The 22,322-nt window shown below is 61.0% G+C and carries 19 protein-coding genes; 6 read left to right on the top strand and 13 right to left on the bottom strand.

The annotated features are described in order from the left end of the window. Positions 1–8: 8 nt before the first annotated feature. On the bottom strand, positions 9–1,214 hold the full coding sequence (locus WP12_RS15155) for an acyl-CoA dehydrogenase family protein (protein ID WP_200894537.1): 1,206 nt from the start codon (positions 1,212–1,214) through the stop codon (positions 9–11). A gap of 148 nt (positions 1,215–1,362) precedes the next feature. Between WP12_RS15155 and WP12_RS15150 the strand changes: the two genes are divergently transcribed. The 3 genes from WP12_RS15150 to WP12_RS15140 are packed head-to-tail and all read left to right on the top strand — an operon-like array spanning position 1,363 to position 3,764. Then, entirely contained in the window at positions 1,363–2,163 is an 801-nt protein-coding gene (locus WP12_RS15150) for an enoyl-CoA hydratase/isomerase family protein (protein ID WP_046194513.1), read from the top strand. A gap of 13 nt (positions 2,164–2,176) precedes the next feature. After that, positions 2,177–2,602 carry a hypothetical protein gene (locus WP12_RS15145; RefSeq protein ID WP_046194512.1) on the top strand — a complete coding sequence of 142 codons (426 nt, stop codon included), beginning with the start codon at positions 2,177–2,179 and terminating at the stop codon, positions 2,600–2,602. Positions 2,603–2,621: 19 nt separating this feature from the next. Beyond that, entirely contained in the window at positions 2,622–3,764 is a 1,143-nt protein-coding gene (locus WP12_RS15140) for an acyl-CoA dehydrogenase family protein (protein ID WP_046194511.1), read from the top strand. Positions 3,765–3,795: 31 nt separating this feature from the next. Here the strand turns inward: WP12_RS15140 and WP12_RS15135 are convergent, their stop codons facing one another. The 4 genes from WP12_RS15135 to WP12_RS15120 are packed head-to-tail and all read right to left on the bottom strand — an operon-like array spanning position 3,796 to position 8,253. Further along, positions 3,796–5,448 (bottom strand): AMP-binding protein, encoded by a 1,653-nt coding sequence (locus WP12_RS15135; protein WP_052730415.1) that lies wholly within the window; start codon positions 5,446–5,448, stop codon positions 3,796–3,798. Next, on the bottom strand, positions 5,445–6,137 hold the full coding sequence (locus tag WP12_RS25320; protein WP_235399157.1) for an enoyl-CoA hydratase/isomerase family protein: 693 nt from the start codon (positions 6,135–6,137) through the stop codon (positions 5,445–5,447). The genes WP12_RS15135 and WP12_RS25320 overlap by 4 nt, the downstream gene beginning before the upstream one ends. A 38-nt stretch (positions 6,138–6,175) precedes the next feature. Beyond that, a complete protein-coding gene (locus WP12_RS23495) occupies positions 6,176–7,084 on the bottom strand; it encodes an acyl-CoA dehydrogenase family protein (RefSeq protein WP_160299229.1) in 909 nt (302 codons plus the stop codon). An 11-nt stretch (positions 7,085–7,095) separates the two neighbouring features. Next, a complete protein-coding gene (locus WP12_RS15120) occupies positions 7,096–8,253 on the bottom strand; it encodes an acyl-CoA dehydrogenase family protein (protein WP_046194509.1) in 1,158 nt (385 codons plus the stop codon). Positions 8,254–9,162: 909 nt separating this feature from the next. Between WP12_RS15120 and WP12_RS25315 the strand changes: the two genes are divergently transcribed. After that, entirely contained in the window at positions 9,163–9,321 is a 159-nt protein-coding gene (locus tag WP12_RS25315) for a hypothetical protein (protein WP_160299228.1), read from the top strand. Between the two features lie 904 nt (positions 9,322–10,225). On the opposite strand, the gene WP12_RS15115 is transcribed toward WP12_RS25315, so the two are convergent. The 8 genes from WP12_RS15115 to WP12_RS23485 all read right to left on the bottom strand — a co-directional run bounded on the left by WP12_RS15115 (position 10,226) and on the right by WP12_RS23485 (position 19,638). Beyond that, a complete protein-coding gene (locus tag WP12_RS15115) occupies positions 10,226–10,981 on the bottom strand; it encodes an SDR family NAD(P)-dependent oxidoreductase (protein ID WP_046194508.1) in 756 nt (251 codons plus the stop codon). Further along, positions 10,978–11,160, bottom strand: coding sequence for a hypothetical protein (locus tag WP12_RS15110; RefSeq protein ID WP_152664018.1), 183 nt, complete (start codon positions 11,158–11,160; stop codon positions 10,978–10,980). Before WP12_RS15110 ends, WP12_RS15115 begins: the two co-directional genes overlap by 4 nt. A 449-nt stretch (positions 11,161–11,609) precedes the next feature. Beyond that, positions 11,610–12,935, bottom strand: coding sequence for a spinster family MFS transporter (locus tag WP12_RS15105; protein ID WP_046194506.1), 1,326 nt, complete (start codon positions 12,933–12,935; stop codon positions 11,610–11,612). A 335-nt stretch (positions 12,936–13,270) separates the two neighbouring features. Continuing rightward, complete coding sequence (locus tag WP12_RS15100; protein ID WP_152664017.1) at positions 13,271–13,843, bottom strand: hypothetical protein; 573 nt, start codon at positions 13,841–13,843, stop codon at positions 13,271–13,273. Between the two features lie 59 nt (positions 13,844–13,902). Next, positions 13,903–14,928: an alpha/beta hydrolase gene (locus tag WP12_RS15095; protein ID WP_235399152.1), complete on the bottom strand. Its 1,026-nt coding sequence runs from the start codon at positions 14,926–14,928 to the stop codon at positions 13,903–13,905. A gap of 41 nt (positions 14,929–14,969) precedes the next feature. Further along, positions 14,970–16,886, bottom strand: a complete 1,917-nt coding sequence (locus WP12_RS15090) for a flavin-containing monooxygenase (protein ID WP_052730410.1) — start codon at positions 16,884–16,886, stop codon at positions 14,970–14,972. A 116-nt stretch (positions 16,887–17,002) separates the two neighbouring features. After that, complete coding sequence (locus tag WP12_RS15085) at positions 17,003–19,066, bottom strand: TonB-dependent receptor (protein ID WP_160299227.1); 2,064 nt, start codon at positions 19,064–19,066, stop codon at positions 17,003–17,005. 317 nt (positions 19,067–19,383) lie between these two features. Further along, positions 19,384–19,638, bottom strand: a complete 255-nt coding sequence (locus tag WP12_RS23485; protein ID WP_052730409.1) for a hypothetical protein — start codon at positions 19,636–19,638, stop codon at positions 19,384–19,386. 845 nt (positions 19,639–20,483) lie between these two features. On the opposite strand from WP12_RS23485, the gene WP12_RS15075 reads away from it, so the two are divergent. Then, positions 20,484–21,269, top strand: a complete 786-nt coding sequence (locus tag WP12_RS15075) for an SDR family NAD(P)-dependent oxidoreductase (RefSeq protein WP_046194503.1) — start codon at positions 20,484–20,486, stop codon at positions 21,267–21,269. A gap of 290 nt (positions 21,270–21,559) precedes the next feature. Continuing rightward, on the top strand, positions 21,560–22,315 hold the full coding sequence (locus WP12_RS15070; protein ID WP_046194502.1) for an SDR family NAD(P)-dependent oxidoreductase: 756 nt from the start codon (positions 21,560–21,562) through the stop codon (positions 22,313–22,315). Positions 22,316–22,322: the final 7 nt, after the last annotated feature.

Below are 22,322 nucleotides of genomic sequence, written 5' to 3'. Positions count from 1 at the left end.
TGGCAAGTTCAAAGCTCCAGAGCCCGCGCAATGATCTCATGCTGGATTTCGGCTGATCCGCCAAAGATCGTCGCGGCCCGCAGGTTGAGATAGCGCGCCATCGCGGTGCGTGCCTGTTCGGGGCCGATCGCCTGCCGTGTCGCAGCGATGCCCAGCGCATCGCGTTGATCCACTATCGCATAGGGCCCGGCCAGATCGATGGACAGCTCGGTCATGTCTTGCGCGCGATGGCTGGACAGCAATTTCCGGATGGACGCGCTTTTCGACCATTCGGTGTCGCTCGAGTTCGGCGCGAGATCCAGATGCCGATAGGCCGCATCCGCCGCGACGAGCGCGACCTCACGCGTCGCGAGCTTTCGCCCGAAGGTCGGCTCGTCGAGCAGCGCGCCGCCATGTCCGGACGGAGCCACGGCTGCCGCCCGCGTTGCATCCTCCATTGCGAACAGCAATGGCAGCACGCCGAGCGACGCGATGCTGCGTTCAAATTTGAGCAGATATTTTGCGGCCTCCCAGCCCGCATTCTCTTCAGCAACCAGATTTGCGGCAGGCACCGAGACGCCGTCGAAAAAGACCTGGTTAAGCTCGTGGTCGCCCGACATCGACAGGATCGGGCCGATCGAGATTCCGGGCGAGTCCATGGGTATCAGCAGGAAGGATATCCCCTGCCGACGGTCGGCCATATCCGCGGTGCGGACCAACGTGAAGATCCAGTTGGCGTCCTGCGCATAGGTCGTCCAGATCTTGCTGCCGTCGACGATATAATCATCCCCGTCGCGGCGCGCGCGCGTCTTCAGCGCCGCCAGATCGGAACCGGCACCCGGCTCGGAGAAACCCTGGCACCACCAATGCTCGCCAGACAGGATGCGCGGCAGGAAATACTGCTTCTGCGCCGCCGTTCCATATTGCATGATCAGCGGTCCGCAGAGCGAAAGCCCCATCTCCGGGATCGCCGGCGTCCCGGCCCGCGCGCACTCGGCGGCGAATATACGGCATTGTTCCGCGGACCAGCCAGGTCCGCCATATTCCGCGGGCCAATGCGGCGCCACCCAGCCGCGCGAATGGAGGGCATGCTGCCAGCGGCGGGCAAGAGGCTCCTCGGCGAACAGGCCGGACTGGCGAGCGGCCTCCTGTCGCATCACCTCGTCGAACGCGCCCGCGATAAAGGCCCGCACATCCTGCCGAAAATCTTCGAGCTCGTCCCGGGTCAGATCCACGTGCCCACCTTTCATCTTACCGCCAATCCCATGGGCAAGGCATAATGGACGCCTCCCGCCTTGCAAAGATATTTATACCTTAGTAAAGGTCTCCATGGTAACAAGACTGCGCAGAGGGTTTCTGCGGCAGCGCATCGCCGGAGGGACAATGGACACGATTCTGGGGCGAAAGCCAGACTATCAACAGTTCGCACCAGAGGTTTTGGTCGAGTCGGATGGCCCGATCCGCATCGTGACGCTCAATCGGCCCGAGGTCCGCAACGCTGTGAACCCGAAAATCTCCGACGCGCTCGCGGACATATGGCGCGAGCTGGGCCGCGATCGGGACGCCGCGGTGGTGATTATCACAGGTGCCGGCCGCGCATTCAGCGCGGGCGGCGACATTCCGACCTTTCGGACAGGGATAGACGATCGTGAGGTGCGGCGCTTCAACATGCGCGAGGCGCAGCGGCTTGCCGAAGCGATGGCAAGTTCGCATCTGCCCGTCATCGCGGCGGTCAACGGCGCGGCGGCCGGGCTCGGCTGCTCGGTCGTATCGCTGTGCGATATCGTCATCATGTCGGAAAAGGCATTTCTGGTTGATCCGCACGTCTCGCTCGGCCTGGTGGCGGGCGACGGGCCGGTGGCGTCCTGGCCGTTGATGATGAGCCTGCTGCGCGCGAAGGAATATCTCCTTACAGGCGAGCGAATCCCCGCGGCAGACGCTCTGGCGCTCGGCCTCGCCAATCGTGTGGTTCCGCCCGAGCAGTTGATGGAAGAAGCGATGAACTTCGCGCGCCGCCTCGCCAAGCAACCGCGTCAGGCGATCCAGGATACGAAGCGCGCTCTTAATCTGCACCTCATACAGGCTATCCGGCAGGTGATGCCATTTGCGCTTGCGACCGAGAGCGAATCCTTTCTAATGACGGAGCTGCACGAAAGTATCGCACAGTTTGAAGAGCGCACTTAAGCAAGGCGCGGTCATGACATTTATTTGGCAAGACATCGTTGAGTCGATCGGAACTGTGCGTGAGCTTGCGCGCAAGACATCTGACGGCCAAGGCAGCAATCTTAATGACAGCTCATCTTTCGGGATAAGATTGTCGCGGATCGCTGCAACCATTGAGACGCTTCGTCCCGAATTCTGGCACGACAGCGTACTCGGGCAGGCAGCCGCGGCGATGACCGGCGCGCGCCTCGCAAGCGAACTGGCGGCATTGAAACTGGAAGCGCTGGGGCCGGGCGCGATGGCCGACCTCCCGTCCAGCCGCGACAATATCGGTGTCGTCGAAACCACGCATCGCTCCGCGCTCACCGATTTTCAATCGGCCCTATTAGAGGCGGATGCCGGCCAGGCGGACGCCATGGTATCGATCATCCGCACCTTGCTACCCTTTGCCTCAACCTGATGGATCCGATCGAATAGCCATGGGCTTTATCCTTACCGAGGAGCAGCAGATGCTGCGTGACGTCGTCGGACGTTATGTCGCGGACCGCTTTCCGATCGCCCATCGGCGCAAGGCGCAAAATCCGGAGGGAGCGTTCGACCGGGCCGCCTGGCAAGGCATGGCCGATGAACTCGGCATACTCGGCGCCAGCTTCGATGAAGATATCGGTGGCCTGGGCGGCGGCGGGATGGAAATGCTCATCCTGATGGAGGAATTCGGCCGGGGCCTCGCCCTGCAGCCGTTTCTCCATACCGTGGTGGCAGCGGGTGGCATTCTCAAGCGATGGGATTCACCGCTGGCGGCCGAACTGATCTCGGCGATCGTGGCCGGCCATGCCATTCTGACGATCGCGCACGCGGAGCCGCAATCGCGCTATATCCCGTGGAACGTGGAAGCCCGGGCGCGCGGCGAGGGCGATAGCTATCGTCTGGATGGCCACAAGGCCGTCGTCGCCGACGCGCCCTGGGCCGACTGGTTCATTGTCTCTGCCCGCACCGCGGGTGGCCCGCTGGACAAAGATGGAATCTCGCTGTTCCTGGTACCGCGCGATGCGCAGGGGCTTTCACGCCGCGACTATCGGCTGATCGATGGCGGCTGCGCATCGGAACTGCTGCTGGAGGATGTGCTCGTCTCGGCCGACAACAGGATCAGCGATGGCAGCGGCTATGATATCCTCATGCCCGCGCTCGATGAGGCGACCGCGGCGGTCTGTGGTGAGGCCTGTGGCATATTGCGCCAGATGCTCGAGCTGACGATCGATCATCTGCGTAACCGGGTTCAATTCGGCAAACCCTTGTCGGCCTTCCAGGTGCTGCGGCACCGCATCGTCGATATGGCGGTTCAGGTTGAGCTGGCCTGCGCGGCCAGTCGGCAGGCGGCCACCTTGCTCGACGATCCCGCAGCGCGCTCGAAGGCTGTTTCCGCAGCGAAGATACAGGTGGGTGAAGCCTGCCGCTTCGTCGGCGAAAATGCTGTCCAGCTGCACGGGGCGATGGGCGTCACCGACGAGGCGCCGATCAGCCTTTATTTCCGGCGCGCGCTGGTGATCGAACGCAGCTTCGGGTCCAGCGACTATCATCTTGATCGCTATCACGCGCTTCTGCAGGCGGAAGCGCGGCGATAGACTGCCGCGCTCCGCTATCACATCAATATGATCATAGGGCGCGGTCTTGGCGCTCGAGCTCCATCTTCATCACCTTGCCGGTGCTGTTAAGCGGCAGGCTGGCGCGTATCTCGATGAAGCGCGGCGCCTTATAGTTGGCAATCCGCGATCCTATCCATTGCAGGACGGCGGCGGGGTCCAGCACCACGGCATCGACCGGCACGACAAAAGCCTTGGGCACTTCGCCGAGACGAGCATCGGGCACGCCGATCACGGCTGCGAGCCGGATGTCGGGATGTTCGAGCAGTGCCGCCTCCACCTCCGCTGCGTACACATTGAAGCCGCCGACGATCAACATCTCCTTCTTGCGGCCACGCACCACCAGATTACCGGCCGGATCGATCGCGCCGAGATCGCCGGTGGCCAGCCAGCCAGCCGCATCGATCGCTTCGCCCGTCGCCGCGGCGTCATCGAGATAGCCCTTCATGTGATAGGGGCTGCGAACCATGATCTCACCGGTTTCGCCCGAGCTCATCGCGACACCTTCGCTGTCGCGGATTTCCAGCTTCACATGAGGGAGCGGCGAGCCTGACGTGCCCGCGATGATCTCAACGGAATCCTCGGCCCTGGTCGCCGTCACCAGCGCGCAACTTTCGGTCAGCCCATAGCAGGTCGCAACCTGTGCAAGCCCCAGTCGTCCGAACATATCTGTGATGAGCTGCCTTGATATGTTGCTGCCGCCAACAACCGCACCTCGCAGCGAGTCCAGTTTGCGCTGTTCAAGGTCGCGCGTACCGAGCAGCATCTGGAAGATCGCGGGCGGCCCGGTGAGATAGGTGATCCCTTCGGCCTCGATCAGGTCCAGAACATGGCCGGGATCGAACAGTGCCATGGGGTATATCGTTGCGCCGTGCTCAAGCGCGCTCAGCAGGCCCGCCTTCAATCCCATGACATGGCAAAAGGGGTTGGAGGCGAGGCATTTGTCGCCATGTTGCATGCCCGTGCGGCTGCTCCATTGCCAATATCCGGTTACGAGCGCGACATGGCTCAGCATGACGCCTTTCGGGCGGCCCGTCGTACCCGACGTGAAGATGATCGTCGCGATATCGTCGGGCGCCACATCCTCGGCGCGTCGCTCGGCTTTGATCCGGTCAGCAGCCCCTGCGGCCAGGAACGCGTGCCAGCCATCGCTGTCGGGTTCGATCGGCACCATGCGCGGCGGCAGCGGCAGGCACGCGGCATCCTCGGCCCGAGCGGCCTGCAGCATATCGCCAAAGCGGATTCCGAGAAACGTCTCGACCGTAAACAGGATCTGCGCACCACTTCGCCGCAGCAGATCGGCGGCCTCACGGCCCTTGAAGCGCGTATTGAGCGGTACGAGAACGGCGCCTGCGCAGTGAATGCCCAGCGTGACAATGGCATGTTCCGCCGTGTTGGGTGCCCAGGTCGCGACCCGGTCGCCTCGTTGCACGCCTGCGCAGATCAGTCCCGCCGCCACGGCCAGCGCGGCATCGACATATTCCGCGAACGTCCACGACCGCGTTCCTTCTACCAGCGCGAACTCGGCTCCGAAGCGCGTGCGGGCGCGCAAGGCGACGCGGGGGATCGTCCCGACGTCGATGTCGGTGATATCGGGGGTTCCGCTCAGCATCTCCGGACCGGCAATCACCGCGGGTGCCGCGCTGCACCGGGAAAGCGGCATCATGTCCGCACTTTCTTGCCGGCGGAATATTGCGGCCTTACGCCCAGGTTGCGGTCGAACACGGCATCATGCTCCATCGGAAGCCAGGATTCCGGCGCGGGCTGGTCGATGAAGAACTGCTTGGTCATGCACAATGCATCGAGCGGCGCCGCGGCAATATCGTCAGCCAGCGCGCGCGTCGCGACCGCCAGCTGATCCGGTTCCACCACATGATTGACCAGCCCGATCCGCAGAGCCTCATCCGCGCCGACGCGGCGGCCGGTTAACGCCAGGTCGCGGGCGTGCCCGTCGCCTACGATCCATCGAAGCGGCATAACCAGCGGCGCGCCTCCCAGGCTGAGCTCCGGTTTGCCCAGCACGGCGTCGCTCGCCATCACCCGCAGATCGCACAGGACGGCAATATCGAAGGCCGTGGCGAGGGCGTAGCCCGCGATGCCCGCGATGAGGGGCTTGCGGAAATGGGCGACGGCGCGGTGCAGCGCCTTGGAGCTCGCGACCGCGGCCTCGCGTGTCTCGGCTGCCAATATTTCGTTCCGGTCAAGGCCGCTTGAAAAGACTCCCTGCCCGCGCATGCTCACGCATCGGATCGAATCATCTTCGGCCCAGTCCGCCAGACAGGCAATGATCTCGGCCTGCATGGCGATCGACAATGCATTTCGCCGGTCGGGCCGGGCGAATAGGATTTCCCCCACCGCGCCATCGGCACGGATTTCGATCTGGCTATGGAGCCTCACTGTATCACACCCCGTTCGGCAGCCCCTGAAAAGCGCGCCCTTGTTACCGCGATGGCGTGCGCGCTCGTTCCGCCCAGTTCCTTGCCCAGCGCGCGCAGGCGCGTGGTCCAGCCCGAAAGCGCGAATTCGCGCGTGTAGCCGATCGCCCCATGCATCTGATGCGCCTCGCGAAAAACCATCGCGCCGACGAGCGTCGCGCGGGTGGCCGCGCTGGCCGCCAGCTCGGCGTCGGGTGCGTGATACGCTGCCTGAAAAGCCAGATAGCGAGCGCCCTCGAGATCGACCGCCAGCTGGGCGAGGCGATGCTTGATAGCCTGATGACTGCCTATCGGTTTCCCGAACTGCTCGCGTTCTCGCACATAGGTGACCGTCTGGGCAAAGGCTCCGCCCGCACATCCGACGAGCTCCAGCGCCAGCCCAAGTCGCCACAGAGCGAGGGCACCCCCGGCGGAACGAGCGATTGCCCGCCCGGCGCCGCGCGGCACGAGCCACGCCATAGGGTAACCCCACCCCGATCCCGCGTGCCGCACGCCGCAATCGGCGCGCTGGACCAGCGCAAGACGGTCGTTCGGCTCGTCGATCACCAATAGCGCCTCGACATCTTCGCCGAAGCGCGTCGGCTCCTCATGACCAGCCCTCCACGGCGCCACTCGCATCGAACCCAGGCCAAGGAAGGGCGCGAGCATGGCTCTCCATGCGATCGGCAATGCCACAGGCTCACGCGCCACCGCTTCAACAATCAACGCGGCATCCAAATAGCTGCCGGTCGCATCCACGATATCCAGGAACCCGGCTGCCTGCAGTTCATCCTCGATCACCGCACCGCCTGCATCTCGCGCCCGCGCCCGCGCCCGCTGTATCAGGATGCCGACGGCATCGAGCATGGCCTGCTGATCGGTATTCAACGAAAGATCCATCAGCTGGCCCGCGGCAGGCCGAGCAGGCGCTCGGCGATGATGTTGAGATTGACTTCGATCGAGCCGGCGGCATGCCCCGCCGGCATCGCCGAACGCATGGCTTCGTCCGCCATGGAGTCGTCGTCAAGAGCGTCGGGCGAAAGGGCGAAGACCATGTCGGCGGCAAGCTGGTCGGCTTGAACCGACGCCATGCGCGCGACATTGCCCTCGGGCCCCGGCGGCTCGGCCCGCGCACGGGAATCGACGACGCGGTAATTGAGCACGCGCGCCGCCTGGCAGGCCGCTATCGCAAGGCCCAGTTTCTCCGCTACGATCGGATCTTCCAGTTCTCCACGCTGCGCGCACTGCTCCGCCGTCAGGTCGAGCAGCCTCAAAGCGCGCGCGAAGCGGGGCTGACCGACGCGTTCGAATGCCAGTGCATCCATCGCGGCAGCCCAGCCGCCATTCTCCGCACCCAGCCGCGCCGATATGTCGATGCGGACATCGTCGAAGAAAATCTCGCAAAAGCCGTGCTCGCCCCCCTCGATGCCCAGCAGATTGGGGATCGGACGGATCGTGATACCGGGAAGATTGGTCGGCACGAGCAGCATCGAGATGCCGTCGCGCCGTTGGGATGCCGGGTCGGTTCGCGCAAGCAGCACGCAATAGTCTGCGGTGGCTGCGTAGCTGGTCCATATCTTCTGCCCATTGATGGCATATTGGTCGCCGTCTCGCGTGGCGCGCGTACGGATGGCCGCCAAATCCGATCCGGCGCCCGGCTCGGAGAAACCCTGGCAGAACTGGATCAGGCCGGAGGCCATCTGCGGCAGGAAAAAGCTTTTCTGCTCTGCGGTGCCATAGCGCATGATGGCCGGCCCGACCCAGTTCGCACTCATATAATGCTGGCCACGCGGTTCGCCCCGGGTGTGAAACACCTCGCTCAACTTGTAGAGTTCCCACGAACTCACCTCGCGCCCCCCATACTCCCGTGGCCAATTTGGCATCAGGTACCCACGGTTGGCGAGCTTCTCCGCAAAGCCCCGACAAAACTCGAAATGCCGCTGGCCAGCCGTCAGCGTATTAGAGGTTATGCTCCACCAATCTGGAAGCTCTTGATCCAGAAAGTCAGACACTTCGCTCGCGAAGCGCAGGGCCTCCGGTGGCCAGGCAAATTCCATTGGCACTCCCTCCTGCTGGGAAGGTGGAATTTAGATACGGTGTTGTCAATCGCTATAGTAATTATTTATGCCCCTGATTATAAGGCCATTGTTATGGCTGTGGTTGAGCGTGGAGCGGTCTATCCGATATTCTTTTCCCAGTTCGCAGGCGTGAACGGTTAGACCGCCGAGAGGGGGTTCTTCTTGCACAAAATCTCGCTCCGCAACTCAGCGTCGTTCGACGCTAGCGTCCACAACATCCGCAATGCTAATCGCGGCCATCGTGATCCGGCAAAAGCAGTGGCGGCCACCAGTGGAGTAAGTTCAGGCCGATGAGATCGTAGAGAAATCTCCAGAAAATATCGATTTTTTGTGCTTCCACCTCAATCCTTGGCAATGTGCGATCTTTTGGCACCCAGCAGCTATGTGGGCGCTCCTCCTGCTGGGCATCCCGCGGTGGCGGAAGGGGCGATCTGCTCCCGCTGCTTTACTGGCTCGGCTTCACAGATGCGCCCGAGCTGAGTAGAGAGCCTTAAAGATGCGTGACATACGCTCCCATCTCGAGAGGATGCCAGCGATTTGCGCGCAGCTGCGACCATGACCTTGTTGAATCCGACCTTCTCGAAAATCTAGTGCCCCGATGCTTCAGCGAGAAGAATGCTTATTGGCTAACGGCAACACCGTCACCGCGTGACGATTGTCGTTCGGTTCAGCTGATAGCCCGTGGTGCTATCAAAGCATGTTTAGGCGGTCGCCGGATTGAGAGACGCACGGCGGTGAGGCGAAAGCTATGCACCTAAAAATGACCCAAGCACACCGATGCGGAGAAGCTCCATATGGATTTCGCGTAGGTTTTCGTCCGTGGTGCGCAACCGCGGTGGCAATGGACAATCAAGAGCGTGGCGAACTGGTGCGGTGCCTCTTCTCCCAATGGCCTATGAAACCTTCATTCGTCGCGCCGAAACCCGAATGCTCAACCTCTACGCGCAGCTGTCGCAAGCGCCTTTCCTGCAGGACGCCGGTGTTGATGCTGAGGCCTTCGTGGCGGAACCGACAGTTCGTCAGCCGGGGCTCGGACTGCACGATTGATTGCAGCGGCGGCGATTGCGTACGACCGCCGCTTGGACGCTAACGCCGAAAGGTTGGTCTCGCACGCTGCATCGTGACGATGCAAATCTTCGGCAATGGTATCGTCTGCTTCGAGCATGATGGTATCCGAAAGCTGACGGTCCGCTCCCGGCCCACGAGCCGCTAGACTTCTTAGCACCAGCTGCCATTCCGCTGTGCGCCCTAAAAGTCGCCGTCCAGAAGCTTGGGTTGACCTTCCCAAGAGCTGCATTCATCTTGCGCACGGCTGCTCGGCTCAGCCTCGCAGGACGGTGGGAACTTCATCCATTCCTGCCTCGACCTCTTCAGCCCGAACGCTGATACTATGCTCACTTATTTGGACCAGGCGCTCTTCCCCTTGCCAATAAACCCGGCCCACCTTGACGATACCACAGGACTAACGAGCGTTCACGTCAACCGACCCTGAAAAGCTGAGGGACTGTTCCATCGTTACGGGCGAGAGGAGATGTCATTGTCGGCAACTGGGAGCAAATAGTCGCAATCTGCGACTTCGATGGCGCCTTTATGGTCTTGAGCGGATCGTCATCCCGGATGCCCGACGCGGCCTGATCAACTCTCCCTAATGCCTCGGGAGCCGCGAATGCCCCGAGTCGTCATGGTGGAGTAGGTCGGCCTGGCCATTCGGGGCAGATAAAGAAGTGGATCCGCTCATCCTCGCTGACTGGCACCGTAGCCCAAAGCTCGGCGGCCTCGTGAGTGACAGACGCTGGGATGAACGCTGGGGGCTCATCAGAGCAACCCCTTCACCGTACCATGGCGCACCCAATCCTCATCAAGCATATGCTTCACCCTCGATCCGGTCGCCGGGCAACAGTAGCAAGCTCTTCATCACGGAACATATGCGCGTGCAAATGGTCCGACATCGCTAGATTGCCGTAAATCCGCCGTCAACGATGAGCTCAGTACCGTTGACGAAGCTCGCGTCGCTCGAAGCAAGAAAGCAGATCGCGGTAGCGATCTCTTCCGGTAAAGCAAACCGGCCCTGAGGGACATCACGGCACCGTTCGGCAATCCCGGCTTCACCGACCATATCGAGCATGATAGGCGTCGCCACGAAGCCAGGATGGACCGAATTGACCCTGACCTTGCGGCCGGTGGCGGCGCACTCGACCGCCGTAGCCTTCGAGAATATGTGAACCCCGGCCTTGGCCGCACTATAGGGTCCGAAGCCCACGCCGACAACGAGCCCTCGTATAGACGATACGTTGACGATCGCCGCATCCCCCGATGCCTCGAGCAATGGCATCATGTGCCTCGTGCCCAGGAACACGCTGTCCAGATTGATCGCGAGGAGCTTTTTCCACTGGTCGAATGACGTCTCGAAAATCAGTCGCCGATCGCCCCAGCCTGCATTGTTGACCAATATATCGAGCTTGCCGAAGGTGGCGCGCACCTCCTCCGTCGCGGTTTCCCAGTCGGCCTCTGCGGTAACATCGAGCTTGAGCGCGCGATGAGGGCCGCCCCTGAAGCGCGCCATGGTGGTTTCCAGCGCATCTATATTGATATCCGACAGCACGACCGTAGCGCCACGAGCTACAAGCGCGTCCGCGGTTGCTGCGCCAATACCGCCGGCTGCGCCGGTCACCAGGGCGATGCGGCCGGCAAGCGAAGCCGCGCTCATCGCAGTTCGCCCATATCGCTCGCCTGGCGCGATCGTGTTCCCATGCCATCCTCAAGCTTCGCGCGAACTGGTATCGAAAGGTCGACAAAACGGGGCATTTTTTTGTTTCTCCCCCGGACCTGTTGATCCGGTTCATCGACAATATCGGCCACCAGAAACAGCGTCCAATAACTTTTCATGGTAGCGCGATGGCCTTTGGCTATCGCGCACGGCATTTCCTGACGTCAGGATTTTTCCACGCATAATCAGCGCTGTTCGCGCCGATGAGCGAAACGCGAAGGCTGGGCTGCGCGACGGCCAAACGTATCATTGCTTGTGGCAACAGATGCAGCGACGAGATCAACGAGCCATTGATCGCTACATGTGCGGGATGCCGCTAGTTGAGAGCCTTCAAGTCCTTCAATATCGAGCGGCGCTTGGCCAGTAGCATTCGGCCACGCATCAGCAACAGCTCCCCGGCAGGCGTTAGATTGAATGCCTACCGCTCGCGCCCGTGGGTATTGCAGTCGAGCTGAAACTCTAGGCTTGCAAGCTGGGGGGCCAGCGTCGGCTGAGCCAGGCGCGGCTTTGCAGTAGCTTCCGTGAGCTTTTTCTGCTCCACCACCTTCTATGAAAATCGTAATTGCTGCTATGCGATCCAGCCGCGTTTGATCGACCTCGCAGATATCCAGAAGGGTATTGCCGCTATCGGATATAAGATCAGCGTCGCCAGCAGCGAATATTTGAGCGAGTCAGTGCCAAAGGTCGATGCCAGCCGGTCGGAGATGAATCCAAGAAGGACGATGCCCAGCCCTATGCCAATGCTGTTATTTATGAACAGGAAGGTAGCGGTGCTCGTCGAACGCAGTCCGGCAGGTACCAGATGCTGCACGGCGACGTAGATCGGCGTGGGGAATGAGAAGCTGAGAACGACGCCGACGAAAAGAAGGGGGGTAGCGATCCATATCGAGGCCGCATTGAGGCCGATCGAGTAGAATGGCAGCGATGCCAGGCCGGCGATGGCCGGATAGAGGACATAAAGCCTTTTGTTCGTACCGAATCTGTCCATCGTCCAGCCGCTGACCCAGACACCCACAATCCCGCCTAGAGTGGTTAGCATGGCGAACAGCACGGCGCTGCTGATGATGTCGAGTCCGAAGCTACGCTGGAGGAAGGACGGCAGCCAGAAAACCATGCCATTGAGCACCATTGAGCTGATCGCCGACCCGATGGCCAGGAACCAGAAACAGTGCGAGCGCAGCAGGCGACCGATGCTGGCTTTGCGTTCATCGGCGGACATCGCGGCAATGGCTTCGACTCCTTTGGGCCGGATCGCCGGCGAAGGGTCGCGCACGGCCCATCGAAAGAAGGGCACGAAAATCAGGCCGACCGCCCCCGCGATTATGAACGCCCAGCGCCAATGCAGCAGGCTGGCGATCACCGCACCGAGCAGCGGCCCAAGCCCGGCGCCGATAGGCGACGCGAAATTTAACAGCGCGACCGCGCGTGCGCGGCCCTCTGGCGGATAATAAGACGCGACCAGCGAGAAGGACGGCGCGGCGCCTCCGGCTTCGCCGAACCCGACTCCCAGCCGCGCAAGAAACAGGTGCAACCCGCTTTGAGCAGCGCCGCACAGCAGGGTGAAGAAGCTCCAGAGCCCCAGGCCGATTGCGATGACGTTGGCCCGGCTCCACCGATCGGCGAGGAAGGATAGCGGAAGCGCGCAGGCGGCATAGAAGATCGCGAAAGCCACACCGCCCATCAGGCCGATCTCGGTATCGCTCAACCTCAGATCAGCCTTGATAGGGCCAGCCAGGATCGAGATCAGCTGTCGATCGGCGATGTTGAGGCCGTACGCGACCATTAGGGCGCCGAGCGCAACGCGCCGCCGGCTCGGCGACCAGCCCTGATGACCCGCGCCATGTTCCATGGCATCCGATAACAGGGCGCCCGCTGGCGATTGTGCTTGCGTCATTTCGAATACCTCATTGCTTCACCTTCGCCCGAATGCCCGCCGATGAGAGTTCGGCACGACTTCGAACTCTGCAGCCGCCGGCCGACAGAAACTCACTCGACCCCGCGCGCGCCGCTCGGAAAGCCACGCACCCGACATCACCGTGGCTTGCCAAAGCAGATCGGGCGCGTTGCGATAATAATGATCGACGCCCCTAATCACGCGGTACGGCTTGTCGGCACTGGTGTTCGCGGCAGAGGCATATCCTCCTGAAATTCGGGCTGGAACGATGCGTGGAAGAAAATCTCGACCTCTCATCAGCATATCAAGCCCTGCTCTGTGATTTCATGCGTCGCTCACAGATAACCGGCCCGGTCCAGAAATTCGGAGCGTTCGGAAACGAGAGCCGGCGCCGTCAAGTCTCCCGATGCTCCACGACATCGTTCGATATGTGGTGCCGAAAGAGCCGATGCCGCTTGTCGTAGCTGCGGGTCAGGCCAGCTGACCAAAATCAGCATCTGAGGGAGCGGCCCGAACAGCATGTCGAAACCCGCCACCGAGGTCGCGCCGGCCTTTTGGAAGCCCGCGAATACCGTTTCGAGACAGGCTTCCCGAAATCGGCCGACGTGGCTGATATGCGGTCTGACATGCCAGGCCGTTTCACAGCTTCCCTGTTTGACGCGCTGGAAGGATGGCATCTGCAACCAAGGCTGGATGAGCGTGAGCTCGGTCTGGGTCACGAACTCCTGGTCGCCGAGGCTCATCTTTATCTTGTGCCAGGCTGGATAGACGCGGCTCCATCCAGCCTGGCGCTGCTCATAGCTTTCCCATGCCAATATCCACGAAAAGACGTCATCGCAGCTCGACCAGATGATCTGAGGACGTGGCACATTGAGTTGTTCGAACATCGGCAGCAATGTGTCGCGCATGCGCAGATGCATATCCGGCATTCGTCCCGGCATTATCGAATAGCGCCGCAACTCCTGGATCATCTCGTGGTATCCGATCTCGATACCAGGGCGGCCGCTGCGTCGCCGTCAGCCGACCGGTCCGCCGGTGCGACAAGCGCACGACGTAACGCCTCCTGGCTTTGTTGACGCGCGGCTATGGCGACCTTCGCATCGGGCACGCGCACGAAGCCGTGATAGGCGCCCGGATATATGTGGAGTTCGACGGCCACGCCCGCGCGCGTTAGGCGACGCGCATAATCGAGATCCTCTTCCAGGAAGAGGTCGAGCGCGCCCACCGCAATGAAGGTGGGGGGAAGGCCCCCAAGCGTTTTCGCACGCGCCGGCGCAGCATAGGAGGAAATACTGGCAGTGCCGGGCTCGACGCCGAGTATTGCCGACCAGCCGAAGCGATTCTGCTCATTGGTCCATACGAAATGTCCTGTATGGGGATGCGGATCGCTCGCGATGCAGGTCCGGTCGTCCAGCATGGGATAGATCAGGCTCTGGAAGACGATCTTTATCTCGCCGCGATCACGCGCGAGAAGTGCGAGGCCAGCCGCTAAGCCGCCCCCGGCGCTCTCGCCGCCTATGGCGATGCGAGCGGGATCCACTCCCAGCGAAGGCGCCTCGTTGGCAAGCCATTGCAACGCTGCGTAACAATCTTCCAGCGCGCCCGGAAACCGCGTCTCGGGTGCCAAGCGATAGCCGAGCGCGACGATGACACATGCGAGTTCCGCACATGTTTTCGCTTGGTTCTCCTGCGATTGCAGCGGCGAACCGGTTACGAACCCTCCCCCATGGATGTGCAGCAAGGCTCCGCAAGGGCCGATAGCGCGGCGTGGGCGATAAAGGATGATGGTGAGCGGCTGACCATCGCCGCCCGCTATCTCGATAATTTCGACGCTGATATCGAGATGATCGAAGTTGGACGGCTGGACGGCTGTGGCCAACCCCTTCCTCATGCCGGCCAAGTCCTGTGAGCCGAAGTCGAGCGGCGGGAAAAGCGATCCCAGCGCCTGCCTGAGCTCTTCGTCTACCAGATGCATCGCACTGAGATCGTTCACCGCGGTCCTCTTTTCCTCAACTACGCGATTGGACGTTGACCCTATCGAAGCTCGAAGTCCGCAAGATCGGGGCTTTCCACCATCGCGTGATATTTTTCCGCTCTCCAGGGAAGGTTTATGGCCATCCTTCCGAATTCGTTGAGGAAGTAGCTTCCCTTGGCCTCATTTTCCCAAATGAGGTTTTTCATCTCCTCGTCCATCTCGCGATTATAATCGTCAAATACCTCGCGGCGCACTTCAACCGACGAGCTGCGGCTCTCAATCATCTTGGTGATCAGCGCCAGGATGTAGCGTGTCCATATTTCGGCCCAGGAGAAAAAACCGCCTGCCCGTGGCTGGCCGTTGGGGCCGTACATGATGAAAAAGTTCGGAAATCCGGGCAGGGTCATGCCCAGATAGGATCGCGGCCCGTCCTTCGCCCACACCTCTTCCAACGTGACGCCATCGCGGCCAACATATTTGATCGGCCAAAGATATCTGGAAGCATGGAAACCGGCGGCCAGTATCAGCATGTCGAGATCGTGGTGCTTGCCGTCGCTGGTTTCGATGCCCTTGGGGGTGATCCGCGTAATATTCTCGGTCGACAAAGTTACATTCTCTCGGCGGAGCGCCTCATACCACCCGTTGTCGACCACCGACCGTCGGCCCAGCGGGGCGAAACGGGGGAGGAGCTTGTTGTGCAGTTCGGGGGCGTCGCCAACTTTGGACTCGATATATTTCAGAAGGTTCGCTCGCAGCTTGTCATTGCGCTGGCTGATCGTGCCGCCATTGGCCTGCCACGCGCGGTCATATTCCTGCAGCTCCTGCAATCGGCAGGTCGTCGAGAAGGTCGAGTAACATAACCAGTTCCAGTAAAACGGGATGTTCTCGATCAGCCACGACACATCCGCGGGAAGCGCGTCGCGGTAATTCTCCGCCGGCATGACCCATTGGGCCGTCCGCTGGAAGATCGTGAGCTCGCTGGCGGCCTGCGCGATCCCCGGCATGAGCTGGCTACCGGTGGAACCATTGCCGATCAAGCCTACCTTTTTGCCGCGATAATCGAAATCATGGTCCCACTGCGTCGTGTGGAATATCGCACCTTCGAACGTCTCTATCCCGGCTATCTCGGGCAGCTTGGGGGTGGCGAATAAACCCGCTGCGCTGATCAGGACATTGGCTACCCAGATGCGCTCGACACCGTGAGCATCCTTGGTGGCGACATGCCATTTGGCTTCCGCCTCGACCCAGGTTGCCGATACCACCTCGGAGCCGAAGTTCACATGCGACGCTATATCGTGCTTATCGGCGACATGCTGGACGTACTTAAGGGTCTCGTCCCGCGACGAATAATATTCGGACCAAGGATATTTCTTCTCGAACTTGAACTGATATGAATAGCTGGTGATATCCACCCGGCAATCGGGATAGTCATTTATCCACCATGTGCCGCCGAGTCCCTCATGACGTTCCAAGATGGTATAAGGGATGCCAAGCTGGTTGAGGGTGACGCCAAGCGCCACCCCGCTGATCCCGGCCCCGATTATGAGAACCTCGAAGTCGGCGATGACATCCGCCGGGGGCTTGCCTTGCCAGTTCACTTGCCTAGGGAAATCCTCAAACGCGAGCTCCTCATAGCCAAACCGCAATTCCTCGGGAGATATGTCGCCCGCCGAGAATGTCTTCATCAGCTCATAGGCCTTCTCCCGCGACGGCGGCGGTGGAGTCTCCGCAGATGAGATCCTGCTCTTCCGGATATAGTCCAGGGCCGCGCGCCTGACCTCGGCATGATGCTCCACGGCCAGCGTGTCAGCCTCCAGAACCCCGCCCCGGGCGGGCGTCTTGACGACTTTCATCCCCGCCAGCGCGGCGTCGCCCGTGATCTGGAGCAACGCCAGACGCAGTACGTTGACATCGGCGCCATCGATCGCCTCAACCGCCCTTTGGTCTTCGGCAGAGAGCTCTTCGAGAACAGACAAGGATCGCCTCCTGTGGGTCCGGCTTCCACCAGGTCGCCGGATGTCGGTAGATGCGGTAATGCTCAGGCTCGACGCAGGCAAAGAGGGAGGCGCGATCGACCCGCCCCCCTCGTACCTCAGAAGCCGTACTTGACCCCGGCGCCGAACATCCGCGGCTCGCCGAACGCCCCGGCGGAAAAACCTATCCCGTTATAGAATTGCAGGAAGGTCGTCAGATAGGAACGCTTCGTGATGTTATTCGCGAAAACATAAACACTCACGGGCGTATCGAGGAATTTATCCCAATCTATTCTTGCATCGAGAATGCCATAGCCCTTCTGAACGTCCCGGAAATCCGGCGTGTTCGATGTATGCGTCAAGGACTGATAGGAATAGCTCGCGAAGGGAGTAATGGTACCAACTCCCTCGCCCAGGTCCATCTTGTAGCTACCCGACACACCGAATTTGTGCTTGGGCGTTATGGTGAAAGGCGTATTTTTCAACGCCGGAAGATTATAGCCCGCGTCCGTGTAGGAGTAAAAGCTGGATAGCCGGACGCCATCGACGGGCACCGCCGAAAATTCGACTTCGATACCGTTGATGTTGGCGGACCCCTCATTCCCGGTGGCGGTGAAGCTCTGACCGTTAGCAAGCACCTGCCGCGTACGCTGAATATCGGTCAGCTTGCTCACGTAACCAGCCAGGTTCAGGCGAACAGGCATCGAGGCGAGACGGAAGTCGGTCTTGATCCCCAGCTCGGCATCACGCACCCGTTCGGGGCCGAAGACTGAGAGCAGCCCCAGTGCGACGCCGGGGTTGAAGCCGCCGCTCTTATAACCCTTTCGATGCGCGAGGTAGATGAGCGTGCTGTCGGTCGGCTGGTATTCCGCGCTGATGTTGTAGGTGATCTCGCTGAACTTGGCGGCGATTTCGCGGAAGCAATTCGCGTCGGCGAGCACCGTCGTGCAGACGCCGTTCGAAACATTCTTCGCCCGAATCCGCCGGTTATCGACGGTGTATCGGACACCTCCGGTAAATCTGAGCCCGGTGATCAGCCGGCTCAGGTCGGCAGTGGCCTGTCCGAACACCGCCTTGCTTCGATCGTAACGTAACGTCGCAAGCGAGACGCGATTGCCGAACTGGATCGTCTCGTCGATGTTCGAACTCGATTCAGGTTTGATGTTTTCGTAGTAGATGCCGAGGATAAGACTGAGCTGCTTGTCCAGCAGGCTCGCCTGCGCCTGCAATTCGGCGGTGACGGCCTTCTGCGACTGGGGGTTGGAGTAGGATCCCGAGTGATATTCGGGCGATTGCCGCTCTTCGATTATGGGGAATCGGGTTGCATCCGAGTCACCGGTGAAGCGCTGACGCGACATCCGGTATCCCAGGATATTTTTCAGCGATAGCTGATCAGAGACCTTATAGGTCAGCACGTTCGTTATCGATTCCGTGTCGACATCATCGAACGCGGTCAGGGTCGAGAACTCGACGATACGCTTGCCCCGCCGCCGCTGCTCGACGAGGTCGCCGGTTATCCCGGGGAAAAGCGTCGTCGCAAGCGAGCCGGGCCGGATGTCGAGAAGAACGACCGATCCACCATTGGAACGGCTTCTATACCTGTCGTAGACAAAGTAATTCTCCAGGCCCTCGACAGGCGTCAGCAATATGCCGACGCGCCATCCGAAATAATTACGATCATCCAGATCGGCGCCCGTGCCGAGATCCTTGGTAAAGCCGTTCCGCTGGTTCGAATCGAACGCAAAGCGAATCTTCAGGGAATCGCTGATCGGTACGTTGAGCGCGCCCTGCGCCCGTCGAAGCCCGTAATTCCCTGCCGTCAGATCGATGGAACCGCCAAGTTCGCCATCGGGACGGCGGGGATTCAACAGAATGGCGCCGCCGGTCGTATTTCGCCCGAAGAGCGTCCCTTGAGGGCCTTTGAGGATCTGGATACTCTCCAGATCATAGAGCAGGCCCGGGCCGGCTGCGTTCGTCGGAACATCTTCAAAATATGCGACCACCGCTGGCAGACTTCCGGCGATTGATTGGCCTTGGCCGCGCAGCCGGAAGCTTATTTGGTCTCGACTGCTGGCAACTTGCCGGCTCTGCAGTGACGGCACTTGCCGCTGGATGTCCTGAACCGAGACGATGTTCCGGCGCTGGATATCCGCTGCCGTGATGGCGGTGATAGCGACAGGCACATTCTGTAATCGCTCGCTCTTGCGGCGGGCGGTGACGATGATGTCGTCGATCTTCGCGTCGCCGCCTTGCGCCAGCGTGGACGCATCCGCGCTGGCGGCGGGCTCCGCAGCCTGGCCATGCGCGACGGCGGGAAGCGCCAGTGCGGCACAAAGGCCGACCCCATTCAAAAACCTGTTTTTCATCTTATTCCCCTCCCTGTATATTCAATGGGTTGAGCGTTGGTTGTGCTGCGGCCGCGCCGGGTTTTCCCGATAATCCGTCCGTCTGGTCGTCGCCGATGTACCCCGGCTCTTTCGTTTCCGCCTTGCTCTAGGCGCTAGTAATGGACCGTGATCGTGCCGAGTTCTCGCTCACGCTCGATGGTCTCGAACAACGCGGTGCTGACGTCCCTGCCAGTATGGAGGGCCTCTGCTTTGACCCGCTCCCACAGTGCTAGGTCGTTGGACGCCTGCTCCGGCTGGTGGTTCCAGCTGGGATCGAGCGTGGCCGTTATCTCGCTGCGAAGGCCGTTATTGTCGGAAAAATAGACGCTGTAGATGATCTTGCGATCGACGGGGCCGACGACCTCCACCCCTTGCGACGCAAGCCATTCCGCCCAGGCATCGACGGCTTCGCGACCATAGACGTCGAGTGCGAGATGATTGAATCATGGTAGCCCGCGGGCGGCACCAGCCCCCGGTCGGGAACTCCCGAACATTCGAAAAACGCGATCTGTGAACCGTCAGGCCGGCGGAAGAAGATATGGAAATAGGGCGGTACCTCTTCTGTGGATGGGAGGCGGCTGTCAATGACCGCACTCCAAAACTCCAGCCCCAGGATGTTCGTGTAGAAGTCCACCGTCGCCTTAGTGTCGGGCGTGAAATACGCCGCGTTGCAAGTCTGTTTAGGCGTCTGAACATGGCCTCCTGGAACCGGCATATGCACCTCAATCAATAACGACAGTCCGTAGGTAAGCGCGTCGTCAATCCCCAGACGCTAAATCCCGGAGCAGCATGGTGTCACAAAATAAAAGATGATGCCGGACATTTGAAAGCCGTAGCCGATTAAGTCTAATAATATATTCTTATCATCTAATGTGTTTCTTGAATTGATCTCTGCTGATGGCGCTTTAAGGAGGTCGCATGGCCAGAGCCGACGGAAGCACGCGCCCTCTCAAGCAAGATAGGAAAACTCTCCGCTGCGTTATTGATGTGCGGGCTGTCGGGGAGCCTCCGTTTGTGCTCGTTGGAGGTTCCTACAAGGATCGCCGATAGCAAAAGGCCATCGTGCGACCATGAAAAGTTATTGGACGGTATTTAGACCCGCCGATATTGCCGGCCGGACGGACGCGTCACCAGGGCGAGGGTCCCGAAGCGCGCGCACCACCACGCAGCGGGTCCAGGGCAACGACCATCGCGCAGGCCATAGGAAGAGAAGATGCAGAACGGCAACGATGGACTCGCGGACGCGATTGCACTGGTTACCGGTGCTGCAGGTGGGATTGGCACGGCAACTTGCGCAGCGCTGACGCGGGCGGGCGCGATTGTAATAGGCAGCGATCTAGGCGAATGCCCGCCGAACCTCCAAGTCGCGAAGTGGATGCGACATAATGTTTCCTCGCCCGAGGATTGGGGGGCGGTGCGGAGTGCTATCGAGCAAGATTATGGACGGCTCGATTGCCTGGTCAATAATGCTGGCACGATCGTCATCGGCTCAATCGAGGAAACCTCGCTTGCCGACTGGCGACGAGTATTCCATACCAATGTGGAAAGCGTGCTTCTTTCGTTGCAGGCACTGCTCCCGTTACTGCGCATCGCTGGCGAGGGGCGACGGGGCGGTGCTTCGGTAGTGAATGTATCGTCCCCGGCGGGCATGCGACCGCGCGGCTTTTCTTCGGCATATTCGGCCAGCAAGGCTGCGGTGACGAGCCTTACCCGCAGCGCATCCAAGGAGTATGGACGCCTTGGCTATCCGATCCGAGCCAATGCCTTCTATCCTGGAGGCAGCAATCGGCTCGGCATGGCATCGACAGTACATGCGCGTTACATAGAACTTGGACTGGCCCCTTCGCAGGCGCAGCAGGAGGCTGCTGCGATCGCTGTCACATCACTCAAACGCAATTGCGAACCGGAGGAACTCGCCGCTGGGATTCGATTCCTGTGCTCGACGGCGTCGAGCTACATGACTGGAACCGACTTCATTGTTGACGGCGGGGCCGCCTGACATGGCTGCGCTTCTCCGGTAACTATCGCTTCGCCGGCCACACCTTTTCGATTCTGGGTATGTCCGGCGCGATATCCAGACGTTGTCGCATCGATTACCTTCACCGGGCCGGCTTCCTCGCCTTCGCGATCCTCAATTCGCTTACTCGTAGACGGCTTGCCTTTCATATCCGACGTCACCTTGACGGAGCAATGCCGCTAGGGGGATCACACAAGGCATCCGCTATCGGGATGTCAGAAGTCCGGGCGTGCTGCGCGGAAAAACGTTAGATGCAAGATCAGGAGTAGATCATGGGGCGTACCGCGCTGATCATTGGCGGAGCAAGCGGAATTGGAGCTGCTGCAGCTGCTGCGCTGGCCGACGGCGGTGCGACAATCGCCATTGCAGATCTCGCGCTCGACAAGGCGCGGGTCGTGGCAGCCAGGCTCACGGGCGGCGGACACAGAGGCTATGTCTGTGATGTGATGAACGCGAGTTCGATCGAAGCCGCGTTCGAGGCGGTAGAGCGCGACCTGGGCCCGGTGGCGGTGCTCGTTGTCGCAGCCGGAACGCCGGGGCTCGTGGATGGCAAGCGGCCGACGCTTCGGGATACGACTGAGGCGGACTGGGACCAGGTCATGGCACTCAACGCCCGCGGAACGTTCCTGTGCACCCGAGAGATGTTGCGGCGACGGGCGTTGCAGCCCGTCGAGCACGGCCGCATCGTGCTGGTGGCGTCGATGGCAGCACAGGTGCTGTCGGTAAATGGCCCGCCCTCCTATGTGGCGTCGAAGGGCGCGGTGCTAGCCTTCACGCGCGCCGCCGCTGGAGAGGCGGCGGCCCTACGCATCACGGTCAATGCGGTTGCTCCCGGGGCGATCGCGACACCGATGTTGCGTCGCCTGATGTCCCCCGAACAAGATGCGCCATATCTCGCCCGCTCGGTTGCGACGCGCATCGGCGAGGCAGCAGATATCGGCGCAGCGATCGCCTATCTCGCCAGCCCGGCAGCAGAATATGTCAATGGCGCCTGTTTGGACGTTAATGGTGGTATGGCGATGCGGTAGATGCCGC

Origin of the sequence: Sphingomonas sp. SRS2 (genome assembly GCF_000971055.1) — a bacterium.
Lineage (GTDB): Bacteria > Pseudomonadota > Alphaproteobacteria > Sphingomonadales > Sphingomonadaceae > Rhizorhabdus.
This window is presented reverse-complemented; position numbering and strand designations above follow the sequence as displayed.

Coding starts and splice junctions, on each gene's coding strand:
- WP12_RS15150 (WP_046194513.1), top strand. CDS start 1,363: ATGGACACGATTCTGGGGCGAAAGCCAGACTATCAACAGTTCGCACCA.
- WP12_RS15145 (WP_046194512.1), top strand. CDS start 2,177: ATGACATTTATTTGGCAAGACATCGTTGAGTCGATCGGAACTGTGCGT.
- WP12_RS15140 (WP_046194511.1), top strand. CDS start 2,622: ATGGGCTTTATCCTTACCGAGGAGCAGCAGATGCTGCGTGACGTCGTC.
- WP12_RS15135 (WP_052730415.1), bottom strand. CDS start 5,448: ATGATGCCGCTTTCCCGGTGCAGCGCGGCACCCGCGGTGATTGCCGGT.
- WP12_RS15120 (WP_046194509.1), bottom strand. CDS start 8,253: ATGGAATTTGCCTGGCCACCGGAGGCCCTGCGCTTCGCGAGCGAAGTG.
- WP12_RS25315 (WP_160299228.1), top strand. CDS start 9,163: ATGGCCTATGAAACCTTCATTCGTCGCGCCGAAACCCGAATGCTCAAC.
- WP12_RS15115 (WP_046194508.1), bottom strand. CDS start 10,981: ATGAGCGCGGCTTCGCTTGCCGGCCGCATCGCCCTGGTGACCGGCGCA.
- WP12_RS15110 (WP_152664018.1), bottom strand. CDS start 11,160: ATGAAAAGTTATTGGACGCTGTTTCTGGTGGCCGATATTGTCGATGAA.
- WP12_RS15105 (WP_046194506.1), bottom strand. CDS start 12,935: ATGACGCAAGCACAATCGCCAGCGGGCGCCCTGTTATCGGATGCCATG.
- WP12_RS15100 (WP_152664017.1), bottom strand. CDS start 13,843: ATGCGCGACACATTGCTGCCGATGTTCGAACAACTCAATGTGCCACGT.
- WP12_RS15075 (WP_046194503.1), top strand. CDS start 20,484: ATGCAGAACGGCAACGATGGACTCGCGGACGCGATTGCACTGGTTACC.
- WP12_RS15070 (WP_046194502.1), top strand. CDS start 21,560: ATGGGGCGTACCGCGCTGATCATTGGCGGAGCAAGCGGAATTGGAGCT.